The organism is Pseudonocardia endophytica (assembly GCF_004339565.1).
In the GTDB taxonomy this organism is placed as follows: Bacteria; Actinomycetota; Actinomycetes; order Mycobacteriales; family Pseudonocardiaceae; genus Pseudonocardia; species Pseudonocardia endophytica.
Genome location: NZ_SMFZ01000002.1, coordinates 2811026 through 2834008, shown reverse-complemented (window position 1 = coordinate 2834008; position 22983 = coordinate 2811026). Strand labels below are relative to the sequence as shown.

15 protein-coding genes and 1 pseudogene are annotated in these 22983 nt (G+C 73.8%); 7 read left to right on the top strand and 9 right to left on the bottom strand.

What is annotated here, in order from left to right; translation table 11 throughout:
* Nucleotides 1–3 precede the first annotated feature (3 nt).
* Nucleotides 4–1314 carry an MFS transporter gene (locus EV378_RS31970; RefSeq protein WP_132431324.1) on the bottom strand — a complete coding sequence of 437 codons (1311 nt, stop codon included), beginning with the start codon at nt 1312–1314 and terminating at the stop codon, nt 4–6.
* Nucleotides 1315–1450: 136 nt separating this feature from the next.
* On the opposite strand from EV378_RS31970, the gene EV378_RS31965 reads away from it, so the two are divergent.
* Complete coding sequence (locus EV378_RS31965) at nt 1451–3970, top strand: FUSC family protein (protein ID WP_132431322.1); 2520 nt, start codon at nt 1451–1453, stop codon at nt 3968–3970.
* On the opposite strand, the gene EV378_RS31960 is transcribed toward EV378_RS31965, so the two are convergent.
* From EV378_RS31960 to EV378_RS31950, 3 genes are all read right to left on the bottom strand, one after another.
* On the bottom strand, nt 3895–4389 hold the full coding sequence (locus EV378_RS31960) for a nuclear transport factor 2 family protein (RefSeq protein WP_165922588.1): 495 nt from the start codon (nt 4387–4389) through the stop codon (nt 3895–3897). The two genes, EV378_RS31965 and EV378_RS31960, sit on opposite strands and share 76 nt — an antisense overlap.
* Nucleotides 4390–4591: 202 nt before the next feature.
* Nucleotides 4592–4819: an NADPH-dependent FMN reductase gene (locus EV378_RS35655; RefSeq protein ID WP_165922587.1), complete on the bottom strand. Its 228-nt coding sequence runs from the start codon at nt 4817–4819 to the stop codon at nt 4592–4594.
* Nucleotides 4820–5034: 215 nt separating this feature from the next.
* A complete protein-coding gene (locus EV378_RS31950; protein WP_132431316.1) occupies nt 5035–6660 on the bottom strand; it encodes an MFS transporter in 1626 nt (541 codons plus the stop codon).
* Nucleotides 6661–6851: 191 nt separating this feature from the next.
* Here EV378_RS31950 and EV378_RS31945 point away from each other — a divergent pair, with 191 nt between their 5' ends.
* Nucleotides 6852–7325 (top strand): MarR family winged helix-turn-helix transcriptional regulator, encoded by a 474-nt coding sequence (locus EV378_RS31945; protein WP_132431314.1) that lies wholly within the window; start codon nt 6852–6854, stop codon nt 7323–7325.
* Nucleotides 7326–7365: 40 nt separating this feature from the next.
* On the opposite strand, the gene EV378_RS31940 is transcribed toward EV378_RS31945, so the two are convergent.
* Nucleotides 7366–10074, bottom strand: coding sequence for a helix-turn-helix transcriptional regulator (locus EV378_RS31940; RefSeq protein ID WP_132431312.1), 2709 nt, complete (start codon nt 10072–10074; stop codon nt 7366–7368).
* A 730-nt stretch (nt 10075–10804) separates the two neighbouring features.
* Here EV378_RS31940 and EV378_RS31935 point away from each other — a divergent pair.
* Together EV378_RS31935 and EV378_RS31925 are read left to right on the top strand one after the other, a co-directional pair.
* Nucleotides 10805–12235: pseudogene (locus EV378_RS31935) on the top strand (MFS transporter); the annotation flags it as partial.
* A 276-nt stretch (nt 12236–12511) separates the two neighbouring features.
* A complete protein-coding gene (locus EV378_RS31925; protein ID WP_243653858.1) occupies nt 12512–12766 on the top strand; it encodes a winged helix-turn-helix domain-containing protein in 255 nt (84 codons plus the stop codon).
* Nucleotides 12767–12798: 32 nt separating this feature from the next.
* Here EV378_RS31925 and EV378_RS31920 read toward each other — a convergent pair whose 3' ends face one another.
* Genes EV378_RS31920 through EV378_RS31910 form a run of 3 tightly spaced genes read right to left on the bottom strand, consistent with a single transcriptional unit; the run spans nt 12799 to nt 19455 of the window.
* Nucleotides 12799–17241 carry a hypothetical protein gene (locus EV378_RS31920; protein WP_132431308.1) on the bottom strand — a complete coding sequence of 1481 codons (4443 nt, stop codon included), beginning with the start codon at nt 17239–17241 and terminating at the stop codon, nt 12799–12801.
* Nucleotides 17234–17962 carry a hypothetical protein gene (locus EV378_RS31915; protein ID WP_132432998.1) on the bottom strand — a complete coding sequence of 243 codons (729 nt, stop codon included), beginning with the start codon at nt 17960–17962 and terminating at the stop codon, nt 17234–17236. The genes EV378_RS31920 and EV378_RS31915 overlap by 8 nt, the downstream gene beginning before the upstream one ends.
* A 44-nt stretch (nt 17963–18006) precedes the next feature.
* Nucleotides 18007–19455: a hypothetical protein gene (locus EV378_RS31910; protein ID WP_132431306.1), complete on the bottom strand. Its 1449-nt coding sequence runs from the start codon at nt 19453–19455 to the stop codon at nt 18007–18009.
* Nucleotides 19456–19540: 85 nt separating this feature from the next.
* Between EV378_RS31910 and EV378_RS36845 the strand changes: the two genes are divergently transcribed.
* Both EV378_RS36845 and EV378_RS31905 read left to right on the top strand, forming a co-directional pair.
* The gene (locus EV378_RS36845; protein WP_279389672.1) at nt 19541–19666 is read left to right on the top strand and encodes a hypothetical protein; all 126 of its coding nucleotides are present in this window, start codon (nt 19541–19543) and stop codon (nt 19664–19666) included.
* A gap of 48 nt (nt 19667–19714) precedes the next feature.
* Nucleotides 19715–20872: an SGNH/GDSL hydrolase family protein gene (locus EV378_RS31905; protein ID WP_132431304.1), complete on the top strand. Its 1158-nt coding sequence runs from the start codon at nt 19715–19717 to the stop codon at nt 20870–20872.
* A gap of 12 nt (nt 20873–20884) precedes the next feature.
* Here EV378_RS31905 and EV378_RS31900 read toward each other — a convergent pair whose 3' ends face one another.
* Nucleotides 20885–21922: a uroporphyrinogen decarboxylase family protein gene (locus tag EV378_RS31900; RefSeq protein WP_132431302.1), complete on the bottom strand. Its 1038-nt coding sequence runs from the start codon at nt 21920–21922 to the stop codon at nt 20885–20887.
* Nucleotides 21923–22052: 130 nt separating this feature from the next.
* Here EV378_RS31900 and EV378_RS31895 point away from each other — a divergent pair, with 130 nt between their 5' ends.
* Entirely contained in the window at nt 22053–22979 is a 927-nt protein-coding gene (locus EV378_RS31895) for an alpha/beta hydrolase (RefSeq protein ID WP_132431300.1), read from the top strand.
* The last annotated feature ends 4 nt before the right edge of the window (nt 22980–22983 follow it).

Here is a 22983-nt window from a genome sequence, read left to right as displayed (position 1 = left end):
GCGCTACCCCGCGGCCGGCCGGCGGGCCAGCCGGTCGGCCGCGACGGCGCCGACCCCGGACAGCAGGACCATCCCGGTCAGGTACGCCGACGCCCCGGCCAGGCCCGCCGGTGAGGCGAGCAGCAGCGTGGACAGGATCGGTGCCAGCGCCCCACCGAAGATCGAGCCGAGCTGGTACCCCACGGACGACCCGCTGTAGCGGATCTCGGGCGGGTAGCAGGACGCGGCCAGCGCCGCCGACGGCCCCCACATCGGAGCCGAGAACCATCGGGCCGCGGCGACGGCCACGGCGATCAGCAGGATCGACGCGCTCGCGAGCAGGGGCAGGAACGCCGCGGCGGCCACCGCCGTGGCGAGCGCGCCGAACATGATCGTCCGGGCGTGACCCCACCGGTCGGACATCGACGAGACCCACAGGATGAGCGGGACCTCGAGCACGGAGACCGCGAGCACCACGGCGATCAGCGCGGTCCGGGACAGGCCGACCTGGCTGGTGCCGTACTGGATGGCGAACGTCGCGGCCATGTACCCGACCGCCGTGATGCCGCCGAACAGCGCGATCCCGCACAGCACCTGCGGGAAGTGCTCGCGCAGCACGGTCGCGATCGGCAGCCTCATCGAGCCGGCCCGCGGCGCGGCGACGAACTCCGGGCTCTCCTCGATCCGCAGCCGTACGTAGAGCCCGACGCCCACCAGCACGGCACTGAGCAGGAACGGCACCCGCCAGCCCCACGACTGGAAGTCCTCCGCCGACAGCAAGCCCGCCACCAGCAGGAACGCCGCGTTGGACGCGACCAGTCCGATCGGGACACCGAGCTGCGGGAAGCTGCCGTAGAAGCCCCGCCTGCCCTCGGGGGCGTGCTCGACCGAGATCAGCACCGCACCGCCCCACTCGCCGCCGACCGCGAACCCCTGCAGCACGCGCATCGCCACCAGCAGGACGGGCGCGGCGACCCCGATCGTCGCGTAGTTCGGAAGCACGCCGATCAGGAACGTCGCCCCTCCCATCGTCAGCAGCGTGGCGACCAGGGTGTTCCGGCGGCCGATCCGGTCGCCGAGGTGCCCGAACAGCACGCCGCCGACCGGGCGGGCCACGAACCCGACGGCGAACGTCCCGAACGCGGCCAGCGTCGCCGCCAGCGGGGAGGCACCGGGGAAGAACTGGGGTGCGAACACCGTGATGGCGGCCAGGCCGTAGATGTAGAAGTCGAACCACTCGATCGACGTCCCGATCAGACCGGCCAGCGCGACCCGGCGGACCCGGCGGACGTCGGGCGGGGACGGCGTCACCCCGGCACCCTGCTGTGTGGACATGGCGGCCTCCGTTGGTCGTCAGACCAACCGGATCGTGCCGAGTGCCCGGAGTGTCCGGAACCGTTCTTCCGTCAGACGGAAACCTGCGGCCCGTGCCCGGGAGGCCCCGATCGGGGTCACCCGATATGGTTAGCATATGCAACTTCCGTCGGGCGACGTCATGACCGGGCGGACGTGGTGGCAGGCGTTCCGGGACCGGGCACTCGCGTCCGATCCCGGACTCGTCCGGCTGATCTCGGCCGGGCGCGCGGTGCTGGCCATCGCGACGGCGCTCGGTCTGGAGCTGCTGCTCGCCGAGGTCACCGGCAGGCCACCGCTGATCCCGCTGATGCTCGGCGCCGTGCTCGCCATGCTCTCCGCGTTCGGCGTCCTCGACCCGACGCGCGGCGGCCAGGCCGTCACGATGTGCTTCCTGCCGCTGTTCCTGCTGGCCGGGATGGCACTCGCGCTCGCCGTCGACCGCAACCGCCCGTTGTCGCTGGCGACGTTCGTGCTCGTCGTGTTCGTGGCCGTGCTGCTCCGCCGGTTCGGACCGCGGTTCTTCACGTGCGGGATGGTCGGGTTCATGGGCTACTTCTTCGCCCTGTTCCTCGGCCTGCGTCCGGAACAGCTGCCGGACCTGCTCCCGCCCGTCGTGCTGGCGATCGCCTGGGTGCTGCTGCTGACGCTCGTGCTCCTGCCGATCCGCAACGACCGGGTGCTGCGGAGGATGATCTGGTCGTTCGAGGCGCGGCTGGCCGCGCTGGCCGAGGCGACCGCCCGGCTGCACGCGGACGGCGACCGCGACGACCCGGACCGCGACGACGCGCAGCGGCGGATCCGCAGCCGCCTGGTCCAGCTCAACGAGACGGCGTTGATGATCGACGGCCAGCTCGGCACCCCGAGCGCGGTCTCCGACGACGCCATGGCCCGCACGCTGCGCCGTGCCGTCTTCGACGGCGAGCTCGCGGCGGGCGCTCTCGTCGACGCCGTCGCCCGGCTCGTCGACGACCCGGCGGCCGACGCGACACACCGGCAGGCGGCCGTCGATCTCCTGGATGCGGTGCGGCACCGGGACTGGGACCGCCTGCACGCCGTGGCCGACGCGCTGACCCACGACGACGGCACACCGGTCCGCGCGCGCCGCCTCGCCGCGGACGCGCTGGTCCTGGCCGCGGTGCGCGCCGAGTGGGCCGGCACCGCAGGGACGGACGACCCGGCCGACGGATCGGAGCCGGAGTTCGCGCCTGCCGTGGAGCTGTTCGCCGGTGCGCTGCCGGGGTCGGCGCCCACGGTGCAGCGGGTGCACGATCCGGACACCGGGACCGGCGCGCCAGAACGGCGGTTCCCCCGGCTGTCGCTGAACACCCGCCAGGCGATCCAGGCCGCGCTGGCGACGGCGGCCGCGGTCGCCGTCGGGGACGCGTTGTCCTCGCAGCGCTACTACTGGGCCGTGCTGGCCGCGTTCATCGCGTTCACCGGCACCGCGACCGTGGCGGAGACGGTCCGCAAGGCCGTGCACCGCACGGTGGGCACGCTGGTGGGGCTGCTGGCCGCGATCCCGCTGGTCCCGCTGATCGGGACGAACGTCGCCGTGGTGATCACCGTGATCCTGGCGAGCGTGTTCGGGGCGTTCTACCTGTTCCGGGTGTCGTACGCGGTGATGATCTTCTTCATCACGCTGATGCTCGGCGAGCTGTACGCGCTGCTCGGCAGCTTCACCGTCGATCTGATGATCCTGCGTCTCACCGAGACCGCGGCGGGCGGTGCGATCGGGTGCCTGGTCGCGGTGCTCGTGCTCCCGACCCGGACGCTCACCGCCGACCGGGAGGCCCGCCGCGCCCTGCTCACGGCGCTGGCCGACCTGCTCGACGCCGTCGATCTGCGGCTGCGTCGCGGAGGCCACGAGACCGACCTGGCGGCCTCCGCCCGCGCGCTCGACGCCGCGCTGCACCAGGCGCTGCTGATCGGCAGGCCACTGGGCCGGACCTGGATGGTGGCGCCGAACCCGTGGGGCGTGCGGCGGCTGACGAGCTACACCGCGCTCGCCCACCACGCCCGCCATCTCGCGCGGACCGTCGATGCGGCCGCGCGCCCGTCGGAGTACCCGGCGGCCCTCACCGCAGCCTGCGCACGCCTGCGCGATCTCGTCGCCGCCACCGCGCACGGCCGCGCTCCGGCACCGGGTGCGCTCACCGCGGTGGCCGACCTGCTCGCCCCGATCTCCGGGTCGGCGGGCGAGCTCGCGCCGCTCGCCCGCGAGGTCGGTCTGCTGGCCGCGGAGCTCGACACGCTGACCGGATCGGCGGGCGAGGACTCCCGGGTCCCCGCCGTCACGCGTCGGATCCAGAGCCCCGGCCGGGAGCCGGTCTCGGCGACCGTCACGCTCGTCGACCCCACCGGGCGGCAGGTCGCCCGGACCGACACCGACGAGCGCGGATGCTTCACGATCACCCCGGAGGCACCGGGCACCTACCTGGTCGTCGCCTCACCGCGGCCCGGCACCGGTTCGGCCGCCCCGCACGGCGAGTACGTCCGTGTCGACCGCGACGTCGTGCTCCCGGACCTCGTGCTCCGGCCCGCCCCGATCACGGTCACGGCTCAGCCGGCCACGGTCTCCCGGTCGAGGAGGCCGAGCTGCGCCATCACGTCGAGCCGGTCCCACGTGATCCGGTAGGCCAGGATCCGGGAGCTGACCTTCCCGAACTTCGACGCGTGCTTGAACGACGCCACCGAGACGGCGCTCGTCTCGACGTCGCGGCCGGTCGGTGCGACGCCGGGCAGCAGCCACGGCAGCTCGCGGTCGTGCGTGAACCGCACGGTCATCTCGTGCGCGACGCGCCGCTGGTCGGACGTCTTGGAGACCCGCGTGAACTCCAGCCCGGACGGCAGGTGGTCGATCACGTCCTCGACGAGGAACCGCCGGATGTCATCGGGCCCGCGCGCCGTGACGACGCCGGACACCGTCTCCAGCACGCCGTCCTCGCCGACGCATGCCAGCGCGGCATCGACGTCGCGGTCGGCGAACACCGCCGTGTGGAACGCGTCGCGGATGCCCTCGATCTTCCACATGAGGTGCTGGATCTCCATGGTCATGGCCGCTCCACCTTGCGTCGTGGCGCGGCGCTGCGCCACCGGTGGCTCAAATCGAGACGGCGGGCTACGCCTCGCGCGCCGGTGACGGGCCGGCGATCGGCGGGACATCGGCCGACGCGGGTCCGGTTCGGACCGGCCGGGAGATCTCAGGAGACGTACGGGCGGACCGCGCGGGCGTCCCGGAGCGCGACGGCCCACCAGGTCAGCCGGCCAGCCGCTCGCCGAGCGCTTCGATCGCCGGCGGGAGGTCCTCGTCGAACGACCGGAGCTCGTGCTGGAGCTCGATGTCGGCCAGGTCCACGACGTCGACCTCGATGGACTCGTGCTGCCGGGCCTGCCGGATCGTCCACTGCGCGGGCGGGGTCCCCAAGCGGCCACGGCGGATGCTGCCGATGATGACGACAAGTCGGATGGGGTGGGTGGCGGACACGTGCTTCCTCCTCGGTCGATGGTGCGCAGTCGCGGAGCGCGACCTGCGACGACGCCAGGACGGGCGTCGGCGGTCCGAATCCGTCGTGTTGCGGTAGTCGTGCCTGATCAGCGGGCAGATCTCCAGGACGTGCTCGTGCGCGGGCAGGCCGGCTAGCGGGCCGTCCGACGTTCCTCCGCACGACCGGTCACCGGACCACGACGCACCGCCGCGTCTCAGCGGGTCGGGCCGGGACCGGCTCCGGTCCGGTCACCGGCGTCGGTGGCGGATCCGCCGCTCCCGGCGCCTCCGGTGCTCTCTGCGCCGTCCGCCGATCCGCCGGAGCGCAGCAGCACCCCGATCGCCACCGCGGACACGGCGGCGACGACGGCGCTGATTCCGGTGGTCACGGCGACACCGTCGCTGAAGGCGTCCCGCGCGGCTCCCAGCAGCCGGTCCCCGTTCGCGCCGCCGAGCCGAGCCGCCTCGGCGGCCGCCTCACCCAGGGTGTTGCGGGCGGACTCGGCCACCGACGCCGGCAGGCCGCCGAGCACTCCGTCACCGAGCGAGCTCCGGTACACGGCCGTGCCGATACTGCCGAACACGGCCAGCCCGAGTGCACCACCGAGCTGCTGGGTGGTCTCGGACATGGCCGATGCGGCGCCCGCACGCTCCGGCGGCGCGGCGCCGACCATCAGGCCGATCGTCAGCATGGTCGCTGGGGCGAGCCCGACGAAGATCACGACGTAGCCGACGACGAGCACGGCAAGACCGCCGCTCGAGGGATCGAGCCGGGTGAGGATCAGGAAGCCGACCGCGGACAGGGCCATCCCGGCCGCAAGGATCGATCCCGGACTGAACGTCGTGGCCAGCTTCGGGGTCATCATCGTCGCCACGACGGCGAACAGCAGGATCGGTAGCAGCCACAGGCCCGCCTCCAGCGTCGACAGACCGAGCGCGAGCTGCATGAACTGCATACCGAAGTAGCCCGTGCCGGTCAGCATGAGCGAGCCGATGGTCAGCGTGAACAAGGACACGCCGAAGGTACGGTCGGACAGCAGGCCGACGTCGAGCATCGGGTCGGCGAGGCGGCGCTGCCTCAGCACGAACAGCACACCGACCACGACGCCGACCGCGATGGCGGCCAGCGACAGCAGGCCCGGACCGCTCTGGGCGATTTGCTGGATGCCGTAGATGACCCCCAGCACGGCGACGACCGCGAGGACGGCGCTGGCCAGGTCGATGCGCCCGACCGACGTGTCCCGGTACTCCGGCAGCAGGATCGGCCCCGCCACCAGCAGCAGCACCATGACCGGCAGGGCGAGCAGGAGCACGGAGCCCCACCAGAAGTGCTCGAGCATGAGCCCGCCGAGCAGCGGACCGATGACGTTCCCGCCCAGCGTGGACATCCCCCACACCGAGATCGCCCGGTTGCGCTGGGTCTGGTCGTGGAACATGTTGCGGATCAGCGACAGCGTCGACGGGCCGATGGTGGCACCGGCGACACCGAGCAGGGCCCGCGCCGCGATCAGGGCCTCGCTGCTCGGCGCGAACGCCGCCAGCAGCGAGGCCAGCCCGAACACCGTCGCACCGATCAGCAGCAGCCTGCGCCGCCCGATCTTGTCCGCCAGCTTGCCCATCGGCACCAGCAGCGGCGCGATGACGAACCCGTAGACATCCATGATCCAGAGCAGCTCGGAACTGCTTGGTCGCAGATCCGCGGCGATTGCCGGAACAGCCAGATGAAGGACTGTGAGATCCATTCCGATGATGAGCGCCGGAAGCACGAGAACGGCGAGACCGGTCCACTCGCGGCGACCGGCCGACGGTGGCGTCGATTCGTCGATGGATGTCTCGCTCATGGCGGGAAGGGTAATGACCGACCGATACCGGCGGCATCCGTCAGATGACCAGTGTGCTGCCGACCGCCCTGCCGACGAGGTCCTTCGGCGCCAACTGCGCTCGCTCGCGAAGAAATCGCGCGACCGCACGACTTCCGATCGTGGTTACACTGAGACCCGTCGAATTCCAGCAGAAGATCGGGGAGACCAGAATGCCGGTCGACGACACCGCCATCCGTGAACAGGCACAGGCCGCGAAACCGATCGGTTTCGTCGCCCGTCGTCTCGACGAAACGGTGACCGAGTACGTCGGGAACCTCCTCGCCGGATTCGGGGCGGAGCGCCGGCACTGGCAGATGATGCGGCGGGTGCACGAGCAGCCAGGGCTCGCGGTCGGCGAGTACGTCGAGTCCGCGCGGGTCTTCTACGCCGAGGAGTCCGTGCTCGCGACGGTCGAGGAGCTCCGCGAACGGGGATGGCTGGCCGTCACCGGCTCCGGCGAGGACCGCCTCATGACGCTGACCGCGGAGGGAGAGAGCACGTTCTCGGCGATGGCCGCCGAGCAGGAGGGTACCTGGGACCGGATGCTCGACGGGCTGAGCTACGCCGACTACCTCACCGTCGTCCGCCTTCTGGAGGCGATGACCGAGAACCTCGAGCGCCACCTGCCCGCCGGCCGCGCCTGAACCGCCGGGCCCCGACACGGTCGGGTCGGTGGACCGTTGCTCAGCCCAGGTCGAGCGCGGCGAGCTCGCCGCGTGAGGAGACGCCGAGCTTGGGAAACGCCTTGTAGAGGTGGTATCCGACGGTGCGCGAGCTGAGGAACATCTGGGTGCCGATGGCGCGGTTGGACATTCCGGTCGCAGCCAGCCGGACCACGGCCAGCTCCTGCGCGGTCAGCCCCGACCCGACCGCGGGCCGGTAGCCGCCGGCCTGGCTCTCCCCCGCGGCGCGCAGCTCGGTGGCCGCGCGCTCGGCCCACGGCCGGGCTCCGAGCTGCTCGAACGTGTCGGCCGCGAACCGCAGCGCGGAGCGGGCGGCGCCGGGACGCCTGCTGCGGCGTGTCCACTCGCCCTGCAACAGCGTCGTGCGGGCCCGCTCGAAGGGCGACTCCGCGTCGTCGCGGTGGCTCGCGACGGCCTGGTCGTAGAGCGCTCCGGCCCGATCCGGCTCGGACTCGGCGAGCAGCGCGCGACAGCGTAGCGCCAGCGACCGGGCCCACGGTCGTTCGACGGCGTCCACCCACTCCTCGAACCAGGCGAGCGCGTCCGCCGCCTCCTTGGGGTGGCCGAGGCGCGCGGACGCCTCGACCAGGTCGGGCACGGCCATCAGCCCCTCCAGCGGGACGGTCCCGTCGACGATGGCACGCAACCGGTCGCGCGCCGACTCCGCGCGGCCGGCCCCCAGGTCGAGCAGGGCGAGCGCGCCCCTGGCCCGCGCCGCCGCGCCACCGGAACCGGTGTCCACGGCGCCGGCCAGCTCGACGCACCGCGGCTCGTCGCCCTCCAGCGCGGCAAGCCGGGCCATCCCGGCGCAGAGCTCGCTGCGGCCGCGGGACTGCTGGGTGTCCTCGACGATCTGCAGTCCCTCTGTCCCCGCGGCGCGGGCCTCGGCGTGCCGGCCGAGATGCAGCGCGGTGCCCAGGTGCAGCGACAGGGCCAACGGCAGCGCCCCGATCGCACCGCGGTCGCGCAGCCCGCGTTCGCGGGCGACGGCCAGGTCGTGCGCCTCGCGCACCTCGCCGAGCAGCAGGCGCCCGGACACCGCCGTGGCGGCGTCGCGCGGCTCCCACTCCCCCGAGCCGAACAGCGACCGGACCGCCGCGACCCCCTCCGCCACCGATCCCGGACCGAGCCGGGTGACGGCCGTGACGAACCGCTCCAGTACCGCCAGCGCCTCCGGGCGGCCCGGGGCGAGCTGTCCGGCCAGACGCCAGGTGTCCTCGACGGTGTGGGTGCTGCCGTCCGACCATGCCGCCTCGGCCGCCCAGACCAGCATGTCCATCGCGACGTCCGGGACCTGCGCGTGCACCGCGCGGGCCGCGTCCACCAGGAGCCCGTGCACCTCGACCGGGCGCGCCTCCTGCTCGGCCACGCGGGCGCGGACGACCGCGATGCGCGCCTGCGACCCGCCGTCGGTCAGCAGCGCCGATGCCCTGCCGGCCAGCCCGTCGGCGCGCTCGGAGTGCCCGCCCTGCACGGCCGCCTCGGCAGCCATCAGCAACCGCCGCCCGCGGTCCGGTTCCTCCCGGCTCAGCTCCGCCGCACGCTCCAGCGCCGAGGCCGCCGCCGAGTGCCCGCCCAGCGAGCCGTCGATCCCGGCGCTGTTCTCCAACGCGGCGGCGACCTCGTCGTCCGGTCCGGTGGTCGACGCGGCCAGGTGCCAGGCGCGCTGGCAGACGTTGCCCTGCGTACCGAACACGCGTGCCAGCTCGGCGTGCACGCGGAGCCGCGTCTGCAGCGGCGCCTCCTGGTAGACCGCGGACCGGATCATCGGGTGCCGGAAGTCCAGCCGCCCGCCGGCGAGCACGACCAGGTTCCCGGACTCGGCGGGCTCGAGGTCGACGGCGGTGCACCCCAGCCCCGCTCCGGCATCCAGCACCACGCCGGGGTCGCCCGACGTGTCCGCCGCGATCGTGACCAGCAGGTCCCTCGTGCGCTGCGGCAGCGCCGCGACCTGCTCGGAGAACATCCTCAGCACCCGGCTGCGCTGCGGCACCCCCCTGGTGCGGAACGGCTCGGTCACCGCCGCGCCGGTGCGCTGGGCCTCGGTGAACTCCAGCAGCGCCAACACGTTGCCCTGCGCCTCGGCGACGATCCCGTCCCTGGTCTCGCGCGGCAGGTCTCCGGCACGGTCCTCGAGCAGTCGGGCGGCCGTCTCGTCCGGCAGAGGTTCGAGCCGGGCCTCCGCGATACCGGGGGCGGGGAAACCGGGCCCGTCGAAGTCGCGCGCGGCGAACAGGAGCACCACGCCCTCCGCGTCGAGCCGCCGCGCGGCGAACAACAACACGTCCGCCGACCCGCGGTCCATCCACTGTGCATCGTCGACCAGGCACAGCAGCGGCCCGTCACCCGCCGCGTCGGAGAGCAGCATGAGCACGGCGAGGCCGAGCAGGAAGCGGTCACCGGGCTGACCGGTCTGCATGCCCAGCGCGACCCGCAGCGCGTTGCGCTGGGGGTCCGGGAGGTGGTCGATCCGGTCGACCACCGGACCGAGCAGCACGTGCAGGCCGGCGAACGGCAGCTCGGCCTCGGACTCGATGCCGACCGCGCGCAGCACCCGCATGTCCGCCGCCGCCGCGGCCGCGTGGTCGAACAGCGCGGTCTTCCCCATCCCGGCGTCGCCGCGCAGGACCAGCGCCGAGCTCTCCCTCGCCCGTGCACGCGCGAGCCGCTCGTCGATCGCCGTGACCTCGTGCTCGCGGCCCAGCAGCATGGACGGGATACTACGCGGGGGGAACGGCCATGATCACCGTCAGCGCCGGAGTCGTCACGGAGGCGAGGCGGCCGCCGCGCGCAGTGGCTCCCACCAGGAGCGGTTCTCGGTTGGTCACGAACAGCAGACCATCTTCTCCGGAAGTGAAACGGCCTGCCGCCGCGGTGGAACGGGCGATCCCGGTGGAACTCCTCGACGGCGATCCCCGTCCCGGTCAGCCGCCGGGTCAGGCGGTGCCCGATGAAACCGCGGGAACCGATAACCGACACTCTTGCCGACGGATCGTCGTGACCGTTCTGATGACGAGAACGCATCGAGTCCTCCGCGGGACGGAATCCATTCGGAACGGCGCTGCGGGGTGTTCCGGCGGCGCCGAGGGAGTCTGCCGGTCCGCATTCACGACGGGACGGCGGCGAGGCGCGCCGATCATTCCCGCGTCATCGATTCTGAAACCGGCCGGAGAACCGCGTCAACCACGCCGGAGAGCCGGACCTGCAAATCTTGTCCAACGGTGTGTGATGCCCGGACGAGCGGGCGGCCGGCTACCGTCACGTGACGGATGCGGCCGGCCACCACCGGGGCCGATCGTCGGGGAGTCATGAGTGCCATGAGTGAGGAATCCCGCGGCGCGTCCTCGACGGGCCCGTCATCCGCAGCGTCGGGAGGAGCCGTGTCCGCCCGCGCCGGGCGGCGCGAGTGGCTCGGGCTGGTCGTCCTGGTCCTTCCCGCGATGATCGTCGGCATGGACCTCACCGTCCTGCACCTGGCGGTGCCGACGATCAGCGAGGATCTCGCGCCCAGCAGCTCCCAGCTGCTCTGGATCATCGACATCTACGGCTTCGTCATCGCCGGTCTGCTGATCGTCATGGGCAAGCTCGGCGACCGGATCGGGCGCCGCAGGCTGCTGCTGGTCGGCGCCGTCGCGTTCGCGCTCGCCTCGGTCCTCGCGGCGTGGGCGCCGACGGCGGGCATGCTGATCCTCGCCCGCGGGCTGCTCGGCGTCGCCGGGGCGACGGTCGCGCCGTCGACGCTGTCCCTGATCCGCAACATGTTCGCCGACGAGGGCCAGCGCACCCGTGCGGCGTCGGTCTGGATGATGGGCAACCTGGCCGGCAACGCCGCGGGCCCGCTGGTGGGCGGCCTGCTGCTGGAGTGGTTCTGGTGGGGCTCGGTGTTCCTGATCGGCGTGCCGGTCATGGTGCTGCTGCTGGTCGCCGGCCCACGGCTGGTGCCCGAGTACCGCGAGAGGCGGCCGGGCCGGATCGACCCGGTCAGCGCGGTGCTGTCGCTCGTCGCGGTGCTCGGGGTGATCTACGGGGTGCAGCGCTCCGCTGAGGACGGCTTCGACCTGGCCGCGCTCGCGGCGGTCGTGCTCGGGGTCGCGGTCGGGATCGCGTTCCTGGTGCGCCAGCGGAGGCTGGAGGACCCGATGCTCGACCTCGAGCTGCTGGCCGGTCGCCGGTTCGTCGTCGCGATGGGCGTACTGCTGCTGGGCTCGTTGCTGATGGCGGGCACCGGCTACTTCGGGATGCAGTTCCTGCAGCTGGTCGAGGGCCAGTCGACGTTCGCGTCGGCGATGTGGTCGCTGCCGCTGCTTGTCGCCGGGTTCGTCGGTGTGTCGCTCACCCCGACGATCGCGGCCCGGGTCCAGCAGGCCTACGTCATGGCGGGCGGTCTGGTCGTGGCCGCCGTCGGCTTCGCCGTGCTGAGCACGGTCCCGGTCGACGGAGGGCTGCCGGGACTGATCGTCGGTTTCGTGTTCGTGTTCCTCGGCCTCGGCCCGTCGACCACGCTCGGCGTCGCGGCGATGGTCGGCTCCGCGCCACCGGAACGGTCGGGCGCCGCGTCCGCGATGTCCGAGACCAGCCAGCAGTTCGGCAATGCGCTCGGGCTGGCCGCGTTCGGGACGATCGGAGCGATCGTCTACCGCTCGCAGCTGACCGACGCGATGCCGGCCGGGATCCCGGCCGATGCCGTCCGGACGGCATCGGACACGCTCGGCGGTGCCGCCTCGGTCGCCGGGACGCTACCCGGCCCGCTCGGCACCGAGCTGTTCCGAGCGGCTCGTGAGGCGTTCGCCGGCGGGCTGCACGCCGCCGCGACGATCACCCTGGTCGTGTCGCTGGCCGTCGCCGTCGCCGTCGCGTTCGTCCTGCGCGAGCCCGGGACGCCGGGCGGGCACGACACCTCCGGCCCGGACGACCGGGACACGGGAGACGGGGACACGGAGGACGGGGACACGGACGCGTTCGGCCGGGACGACGTGCCTGCCGCGGCGTCGTCCGACGGTTCGTCCGACGGGACCGCGCGGTGACCGCCCTGGTGACCGGGGCTCGCGGTGTCGTGGGCCGCAGGGTCGTCGACGAGCTGGTCGGGGCCGGGACGGACGTGCGGGCGATGAGCCGCCCCGGAGCCGGACCGGACCACGATCGACGGCGTGACGCACACCGTGCGGGTGCACGACCGCCCGGTCCCGCTGACCCGCAAGGAGTTCGAGCTGTTGACGCTGCTGGCCTGCCATCCGGGCGACGTGGTCGGGCGGCGGCAGATCCTGCGGCAGGTCTGGGACGACGACGACCTGACCCGCAGCAGGACGATCGACACCCACGTGAACAGCCTCCGGCGCAAGCTGGGCTCGTCGGACTGGGTGGTCACCGTCCGCGGCGTCGGCTTCCGCCTGGCCGAGATCTGACCGGGCGGGGCCCGGTCCGGCCGCACCCGGGGTCATCCTGACTCGACGGCCGGTTCGGGTCGGCGGTAGAGACGCGTCGCCGTGACCGAGCCCGTGCCGTCGGTCTCCGGCGGCTCCCCCAGCACGGTCGCGACCCGGTCGTCGACGGACAGGTACTTGCGCCCCGCGCGCAGGTCGGCGTCGTTGCGCAGGCGGATGATCAGCGGGAACGTCGCGAGCGCGCCGGCGTCGAACAGGCCGGTCGTGTAGACGAGCTGCACCCCCAGCGCCCTGGCCACGCCGAACTGCAGTTCCAGCAGGTACCCGGCGGACGCGCGGCCGATCGGGTTGTCCAGGAACAGCACGCCGGCGTGCGGGCGACGACCCTGTCCCCGCTGGTGGGCCCGCAGCGCGGCCATCGTGCAGTACAGGACGATCGCCGCGGTGAGCTGCTGACCGCCGGAGAACACGTCGCGGATCTCGGAGACCCGCAGCCGCTCGGTGCGCAGCACGGCGTCCGGCTTGAGCATCTCGATGCGCACGCCCTTCGGCATCGCGGCACGCACACCGCGCAGCAGCAGGGACATCCCGTCGCGCAGTTCGCGGGACGCCTTCGGGGCGTTCACCGACGACGCCGCCCGGTCCACGACGTCCCCCAGCTCGTGCCGGAGCACCGCGTCCTCGACGGCCTCGAACCGGATCCGCAGGAACCGCTGCCCGGACCAGTCGCCGAGCCCGTCGGGCAGCTCGGACAGGCGCTCGGCCAGCCGCAGCGTGCGCACCGCCTCCCCGACCATGCCGGTCAGCCGCGTGACGATGCCGGAGCGGTGCCGTTCGATGTGGGCGAGGTCGTCGTCGAGGGAGCGCAGCCGCGGGCGCAGCGCCGCGATCCACTCCGGCGCGAGCCCCGGCATGTCCGCACGGGCGACTCCGGAGATGTGCTTGCGCACCGGGCCGGACAGCGACGAGAACCGTGCGTCCTGCGCGAACTGGGCGACGGAGTCGACGGCCTCGCGCACGTCCTTCTCGGCGCCGTGCCGCTCCGCCGCCGCCGCACGCACGGCCGACTGCCGCTGCTTCGTCGCCTCCAGCGCGGCGTCGACGTCGCCGTCGAACGGGGCCGCACCGGTCGCGTCCGGCGCGTCGTCCATACCGGCGACGACGTGCCCGAATCCCTCCGCGGACCGCACCGCCGACCCGTGCGTGTCCCGGGCCGCCTGTGCCGCTCGCCGCGCCGACACGGCCGCATCCTCGGCCGCCCGACGGTCACCGTCCGCCTGTTCGACGAGCTCGCGGCCGTGGGCGGCGTCGCGCGGGCGGTCGTAGCCGTCGATCGGGCGCGGTCGGTCCGGATAGGACGCCAGCTCCCGCTCGGCGACGGCGAGCGCGCCGGACGCCCTGCGGAGCCGGTCGTCGGCGGCGTTCAGGGCGGCCCGGGCCTGGTCCGACGCCGCGCGCCGGGACCCGGAGTCGGAGCCGTCCGGCGTGCGCAGCAACGCCTCCGCGGCGTCCAGCACGCCGGCCGCGAGGGCGTCGAGGGGCTGCTTCGCCGCGACGACCGCCTGCTCGGCGGACTCCAGGCGGCCCCGCAGGTCCGCGTCGACCTCCGCGGTGGCGTAGGCGGAGTCGGCGCGCCGGAACTCCTCCCGCAGCACGGACAGCGGGCTGTCCGGCGGCTCCGGGAGGGTGTCCGATTCGGACAGCGGCAGGGCCGCCAGGTCCTCACGGGCGCGGACGGCCGTCGACTCCTGCCGGTCGCGGGTACGCCGGGCGTCCACTGCGGACGCCGCCGCCGTCTCCGCGTCGGACCGTGCGCTCGCCGCCGCCTGGATCGCGCGGGCCGCGTCCGCCGTCGCCGCGCGCTGCCGTTCGACGAGCTCCTCGCGGCCGGAGACCCTGGTGCGCAACGCCTCCAGCGCCTCGGCCCGCTCGCGGGCGGCCAGCGCGGCCCGTTGCAGCTCGGGCCGGTCCGCCTCCAGCGCGTCCGCCCGATCGTCGAGCGCCTCGACCGCCGCCGCGGCCTCCGCGACGGCGCGTTCGGCCGCGGTCAGCGCGTCGCGCCGTTCCTGCAGCGCGTCCGCGAGCTCGTCGACCGTCGGGCGGCGCTCCCGCCACGCGGCGAAACGGGTCCGCAGCTCCCGGTCGGCGTCGACGGCGGCGGCCAGCTCGTCGATCCGCGACGCCCGCGCCGCCGTCTCCGCGGTGAGCGTCTCCCGGACCTCTGCGGCGGCGTCCTCGTCGTACAGGGCCGGGTTCGGGGGGACGACGAGCTCGACGCCGGGTGCGGTGTCCGTCCCGTGCATCGCGGCCGTCGTCCCGACCGCCACCAGGCACGACGGCAGCAGCCGCGCCGCCGTCAGTTCCTCGCCGGCCCGGGTGAGGTCGTCGCGGTTGTTGAGCAGCACGCCGTCGACGAGATGGGGCAGCCGCGCCAGCACCTCCTCCCGCGAGCCTGCGGGCAGCATCGTCAGGTAACGCCAGCCGGACCACGCGGTGATCCCGGCCGCCTCCAGGACGCCGAGCGCCGCCTCGACCTCGGGCGGCTCCGGCAGCAGGCCGCCGGACCCGAGCGCCTGCAGCGCCCGCTCGTCGCGCTGCTGCTCACCGGACAGCGTGGTGCGCTCCCGCTCGTGGGTCCCGACCGCGGCCGTGAGCCGTTCGACGAGCAGGTCGGCGTCGGTGTCCGGGCGGACGGCGTCCACGCTGAGCAGCTCGGCAGCGCGCGGTTCGGAGGCGAGCGCGTCCCGGGCGGCGACGGCGTCGTCGTAGGCCGTCGCGGACACCTCGACCGCCGACCGGGCGGCCTCGGCGGCCGACCGCGCGTCGGACCGGCGCTCCTCGGCACCGCGCCGCTCGCGCCGCAGCCGTTCGGACTCGGCGTGCAGCTCGTCGACGGCCCGCGTGGCCTGCCGGGCTCGCTCCCGCACCTCGTCCGCGGCCGTCGCGACGTCGGCGCCCGGCTCCAGACGGCCGTCCCGCTCTGCGGCGCTCACCGCGTCGTCGATCGCGGCGAGGTCGGCGCGCGCCCGCTCGCCGGCCTGCTCGGCGATGGCGGCCTCGGAGGAGCGCTCCACCTCGACCGCGCGTGCCGCCGCGGCCCGACGGTCCGCAGCCTCCTGCTCCGCGCCCGCCGCCTCGGCGGCGGCGTCGGCCTCGGATGCCGTGGCGCGCAACGCCGCTCCGAGCGCGCGGGCGGCGTCGGTGCGGGCGTGCAGCGCCGGACGCGCCTTCTCCTGCTCCGAGTCGACGCGGGTGCGCAGCCGGGCCGCCTCCCCGGCCGCGACCCGGTACCGGAGCACCGGCTCGACGGCCGCCCAGGCCTCCACCGTGGAGCGTGCGTCGTCGCGCTCGCGGGTCGCGTCCGCCTCCGCCCGGGTCGCCGCATCGACCTCGAGGGCCGCCGTCAGCCGTCGCAGCTCCGCGACCGTCTCCTGGAGACGCTTCTCCGCCCGGACGGCCTCCTTCTCGGTGTCCTCGGTGTCGGAGAGCGTCGCCACGGCGCCCGCGACCCGCTCGTCCTCCGCGGCCCGACGGGCGACGATCGCGCCGGCTAGCGAGCGCGCCGCGTCGCGGGCCGCCTGCTCCCTGGTGCGCGCGGACCCGGCGAGCGCCTCGGCCTCCACCAGCGGGCCCAGCCGCTCGAGCGTGCCGTCGACGAACTCCCGCTCGGTCTCGAGCTCCTCGCGCTGGGCGAGCTTCGTCGCGTAGCCGGCGACGAGGTCGGCCAGGTTCTGCGGTTCCTCCGGGTCGAGCACGGCGCGCAGCAGGAAGTCGACGAACGCCTCGTCGGACGGGAACGAGAACGCCTCCGCCGCCTCGCCCTCGCCGGCGTTCATCGTGCGCTGGTAGCGGAACAGCTCCGGGTCGAGACCGGTGTCGACGAGGTGGCGGGTCCAGTCGCGCTGGCCGGTCTCCCAGGTCAGCTCGCACTCCGGGTTCTCCCGGTCGGCCTCGTGCAGCCGCTCGCGGAACGCCGTCGCCGTCACCCGCCGTTTGTCCACCGTGAACGGCAGCTCGTCCAGCCCGAACCCCGTGTGCGGGCGCAGCGAGTACCACGCGTCGGCGAGCTTCTCCGGGTCCGACGACGCGACGTGCCCCCGCCACTCGGACACCTTGCCGGTGACCAGCAGCCGTCCGGTGCCGGTGTGCATCCACTCGCACGCGACGTGCGCGACGTCCTCGGCCAGCACGAACTTCTCCAGCACGCTCGTGCTCGTGGTGCCGACGACCTGACGGCGGCCGGGCAACAGCACCGAGAAGATCAGCTTCAGCAGGACGGACTTGCCGCCGCCGTTCTCCAGGAACAGCACCGACGCGGGCGCGGGCCGTCGCGGAACGCGGGCGGCGCCCTCGAACGGGTCGTCGGCGGCGAACAGGTCCTCCTGGTGCGCGACCGTGACCGGCTCGCCGACACCGCGCAGGTCGAGCGTGACGTCCTGGTACCGGGCGCCCGCCGGTCCCACCGAGAACAGGCGCACGCGGGAGAGCTCATACATCCGAGGCGGGCTCCTTGCGCAACGTGCCCTCGGGCGTCCCGGCCGGGAGCACACCGAGTTCGAGCAGCTCGTCGAACGCGCGCTGGGCGGCCAGCTCGCGCACCTGGACCTGGTAGCGGGCGGTCGTCCGGTACGCGCCCTCGGTGCCGACCGGGTGCAGGAAGCCCTGGTCGGCGAGGAACCGCAGTGCCTTCCCGACGATGCCGCGGGTCGTCGACTCCCCCGCACGGCCGTCCTTCGTCGCGGTCGCCTCCGGGCGGCGCAGCCACACCCGCCAGACGGCCTCCAGCTGCGGCGCATCGGACTCCGGATCGGACTCCTCGGTGCCTGCCACCCGCTCGGAGAGCACCCGCGACGCCTCCCGCACGGCGCCGTCGACCTGGTCCACGGAGACCCGCCCGACGTAGCTGTCGTTGCCGAGGTCGTCAGGGCGCGGGAACGCGAGCGCGGCCGCCGCCAGGTGCGCGAGGCCGTGCAGGACGCGGTCGGCCTGCCGGTTCGCGAGCGCCGTGCGGCGCGCGTACTCGTCCATCTTGATCTCGAAGACGGACTCCTCGACGGCCGCCAGCACGATCCCCGGCGACTTGTCGACGGCCAGCACCACCAGCCCGAGCCCGGACGCCACGCGCTGGACGGTGTCCGCGAACTCGTCGTCCTCGCGGTAGCGGCGCACCAGCTCCGCGTACGCCTCGTCCCGCCCGGGCAGTGCCTTGGGGCGCATGCCGAACGCGACGAGGCGCGCCGCGGACTCGACGTCGACGCCCCTCACGCCGTCTCCACCCCGGCGAGTGCGACGAGCAGGTCGGAGCCGGCGAACTCGTCGTCGCGCAGGACGGTGCCGTCGTCGACGGCGACGAGCACGCGCTCGTCGCCCTGGTTGCGCGCCGTGCCGATGGCCGTCCCGACCGCGTTCAGCGCCCGCAGCGCGACGAGCGCCGGCAGCTCCACATCGGACTCCCTGGCCCGCGCCAGCAACGACGACAGCCGCACCCCGCCCGCGTCCGACGGCAGCACGGCGTCCGCGGCGCCCCAGCGCTGGTCGCCGAAACGTTCCGGTTCCGACGGCGACAGGTCCGGCTCCGGCATCTCCTGGCCGAGCGGGTCGCGCTCCGGGGGCGGCGTCAGGAGGGTCTCGACGAGGCCGCCGAGGCCGGGCACGCTCGGCACCCTGATCCCGGCGCCCGCGGAGAAGAACGCGACGGCCGGGAACCCGGCCATGCCGACCGGCAGACCGAGCGACGGGCGCAGGAGCTGGCCGAACACGTCGATCGCGGCGCGCTGCGGGCGCCCGGCGAACTGCTGGCGGTCCTGCTCGGCGCGGAACGCGGCACCCGCCTCCTGCAGCCGCGCCTGCAGCTGGGTGTGCCTGCCGATGCAGTCCTCGACGACGCCGACCAGCTCCGCGGCCTGCCTGCGGCGGTCCGGCTCGGTCGCGTCGTCGCGGGCGTCGGCGATGTTCGACAGGATCGCCGTCTCGGCCCGGTAGCGGCCCTCGATGTGGGTGAGCGCGTCGTCCAGCAGCGCCGGGACCGACTCCAACCAGTCGACGGACCGGACGTCGCGACGGGTGGACTCCAGCTTGGCGCGCAACGCCTCCGCGTACTGCACGGTGCGGTAGCGGGCCTGCTCGGCCGCCAGGCGCGCGTCGCCGAGCCGTCCGCGGCTGATCAGGTTCTCCAGCTTCACCTCGGCCGCGACCTGGGCGGACTCGACGTCGGTGTCCAGCGCCCCGACGAGCACGTTGATCGCCTCGTCGGACGCCCGCAGGTAGACCTGGCCGTCCGGCGCCGCGACCTCGACGAGCAGCTTGAAGTCGAACCGTCGGCGCACGTAGCGCCCGCCGGCGTCGACGGCCCCGTACTCGACGGCGAACCCCCGGTCCAGGCTGCCGACGTTGATCAGGTTCTCGATCACCCAGTGCCCGACGTGCTCGTGCTCGGCCGTGGGCGAGCCCGGCGCCTGTGCGGCGATGAACGGCTGCAGGCGACGCACGACCTGGTCGGCGTCCGCGCCGTGGTCGAAGTCCATGGCGAGCGTGACCTGGTCGATCGCCTGCAACCCGATCTCGGCCATCTGGTAGCGCGACGCGTCCGCCCAGTCCAGGAGCCCCTTGCGGGCGTCCAGGTCGTGCAGCGGCGCGGTGCAGGCCAACGCCTTGAGACGACGGGCCACCCCCTCGTCCCCGGCACGCGTTCCGCTGGCGGTCTCGGACACCCGCGGCAGTCTACGGAGACCGATCACGCCGCCCTTCTCCCACCCGCACCGGGTCGGTAACCTGGCCGTAACACGGGAGGTGCGCATGGGTGCGGACGTGGTGTCGCTGGACGAGGCACGCCTGCGCCTGCGCGGTGAATCCGCACCGGAGGCCGACGAGGACGCCCCCTGCCGGATCAGCGACGAGGCGCTGCTCGCCGGCGAGCTCTGATCACAACTCCGGTGCGCGCCACCGGGTGCGCACGGCAGGCTGGGGATCATGACCGGCCCGCTCCCCCGGACGATCACCCCCGACCTCGTGCGCGGCGCGCTGGAACTGGTGCGCACCGAGCACGGCCTGCTCCCGCACCGCCTGCCCGCCCGTGCCCGCGCGCAGTGCGCCGACGCCCAGCTCGCGCTGGCGGAGTCGCAGCCGTCCGGGGTGCGGCTGGTGTTCCGGACGCGTGCGACGACCGTCGAGCTGGACACGCTCCGCACGCGGATCGGCCTGCGCGGCGCGCCGCTGCGTCCGGACGGGGTCTACGACCTCGTCGTCGACGGCGAGCCCGCCGCCACGGCGAGCACGTCCGGCGGGCTCGTGCTCTGGACCGACCCGGCCACCGGCGCCACCGAGACCGAGCAGGGCCCGGTCGGGACCGTGCGGTTCGACGGCCTGCCCGACGCCGAGAAGGCCGTCGAGATCTGGTTGCCGCACAACGAGATCACCCAGCTCGTCGCGCTCAGGGCGGACGCGGACGTCACGCCGGCGCCCGCGGAGCGACGGGTGTGGCTGCACCACGGCAGCTCGATCTCGGCGGGGTCGAACGCGGCGAGCCCGGCGACGACGTGGCCCGCGCTCGCCGCCCGCTCCTCCGACGTCGACCTGATCAACCTGGGGTTCTCCGGCAGCGCCATGGTCGACCCGTTCACGGCGCGCGCGATGCGCGACACCGCGGCCGACCTGATCAGCGTCAAGCTCGGCATCAACGTCGTGAACGGCGACGTGATGCGACGACGCGCGTTCGGTTCCGCCGTGCACGGCTTCCTGGACACGGTCCGCGACGGGCATCCGACGACACCTCTGCTGCTCGTCTCTCCGGTCCTGTGCCCGATCCACGAGGACACGCCGGGGCCCGGTGCGGTCGACACGGACTCCCTCGCCGCCGGCACGCTGAGGTTCCGCGCGACCGGGGATCCGGCCGAGATCGCGGCCGGCAGGCTGACGCTGTCCGTCGTCCGCGAGGAGCTCGACCGGGTCGTCGCGGTCCGCGACGACCCGAACCTGCACTACCTGGACGGCCGTGAGCTGTACGGCGACGCGGACGCCGCGGAGCTGCCGCTGCCCGACAACCTGCACCCGGACGCGGCGACGCACGAGCGGATCGGCGCGCGGTTCGCCGCGTTCGCGTTCGGGCCGGACGGTCCGTTCCGCCACTGATCCGCGACCGGCCTACCGCCCGGACTCCGCGCGCAGGATCGCCGCTGCTCCGGCCATCGCGCGCATCTTGCCCTCGGCGCTGTCCCGGGGCAGGTACTTCATGCCGCAGTCGGTGGCGATCACGAGCCGTTCCTCCGCGACGTACGGGAACGCCCTGCGCACCCGGGCGGCCACCACCTCGTCGGACTCCACAGTGGTGTCCGACAGGTCGATCACCCCGAGGACGATCGTCTTGCCGGACAGGTCGGCCAGCACGCCGAGGTCCAGACCGGACTGGGCCGACTCGATCGAGATCTGGTCCGCGGCGCAGTCCGCGAGCTCCGGGAGGAACGAGTACCCCTCCGACGGCCGCCCGGAGATCATCGCCGCGTAGCCGAAGCAGATGTGCACGGCCGTGGTCCCGGTGACGCCGTCGAGCGCGGCGTTCAGCGCGGCCAGCCCGTAGGCGCGGGCGGCGTCCGGCCGGGACTGCATCCACGGCTCGTCGATCTGCACGACGTCCGCGCCCGCCGCGTGCAGGTCCTTGATCTCGGCGTTCACCGCGGCCGCGTAGTCCATCGCCGCGGCCTCGATGTCCGGGTAGTGGTCGTTCTGCGCCTGCTGGCTCATCGTGAACGGGCCCGGCACGGTCATCTTCGCGACGCGGTCGGTGCGGGCGCGCAGGAACCGCATGTCCTCGAGCTGGATCGGGTGCGTGCGCCGGATCGGGCCGACGATGCGCGGCACCGGGATCGGCTCCCCGCTGCGGTTCGGCGCGGTGCCCGGGTTGTCGACGTCGACACCGTCGAGGGCCGTGGCGAAGTGGTTCGAGTAGCTCTCCCGGCGGATCTCCCCGTCCGTGACGACGTCCAGCCCGGCCCACTCCTGCGTCCGGATCGCGACGACCGTGGCGTCGTCGAGCGCCTCCGGCAGGTGCTCCGGCGCGACCCGCCACAGCTCCTTCGCGCGCACCCGAGGTGGCATCCGGCCGGCCAGCCCGGCCCGGTCGATCAGCCAGTCCGGTTGCGGCGCACTGCCGACGAGGGCCGTCGGGAACAGAACATCCGTCATGGTGGATCACCCTGCTCCATCCGCGGCCACACGGCGAGCCCGGAGCCGCCGATCGGCCGTCGACAACCCACCAAACGACCGTCAGACTGCGGGAGACGACGACGTCGATTCGCACGACGAGGTGGATCTCTTGGCCCTGGACGACGCGACCTCCGCCCTGCTCGGCCAGATGGCCGAGACGGGCATGAAGCCCTTGCACGAGATGACACCCGATGAGGCGCGCGGCCTCGGCGGGATGCTCCGCGAGATGTACGGCCCCGGGCCCGGTGTCGGGCGGGTCGAGGACACGGTGGCACCGGGCCCGAACGGTGACGTGCCGGTCCGCGTGATCGTGCCGGAGGGCACGCCGCGCGGCCTGATCGTCTACTACCACGGCGGCGGCTGGGTGATCGGCAACATCGAGGAGACCGATCACCTGGGCCGAAAGATGGCCAACCTGACGCGGTGCACCGTCGTGCTCGTGGACTACCGGCTGGCTCCGGAACACCGCTACCCCGCGGCCTCCGAGGACTCGTGGGCGGCGCTGCAGTGGGCGGCGGCACGGAAGATCGAGCTGGCGGGCGGGGACGTGCCGCTCGTCGTCGCCGGGGACAGCGCGGGCGGGAACCTGGCCGCGATCGTGGCCCAGCGCGCCAAGGTCTCCGGCGGGCCGGCGGTCACCGCGCAGGTACTCGTCTACCCGGTGACCGACGCGGACCTGGACAACGCCAGCTACACCGACCCGGAGAACCAGCTGCTGCTCTCCCGCGAGTCGATGGTCTGGTTCTGGGATCACTACGCGCCGGACCCGGACACGCGCACGAACGCGGACGCGTCGCCGATCCGCAGCGGGGACCTGAGCGGGCTGCCGCCGGCCGTCGTGCTGACCGCCGAGCACGACCCGCTGCGCGACGAGGGCGAGGCCTACGCCGAGAAGCTGCGCGCGGCGGGCGTGGACGTCGAGTCGCGACGCTTCCCGGGGCAGATGCACGGGTTCTTCACGATGGTCGGCGTCCTGCCCGGCCACGACGCCGGGCTGTCCTATGTAGTCGAATTTCTCGAGAAGCACCTGAGCTGAGGGG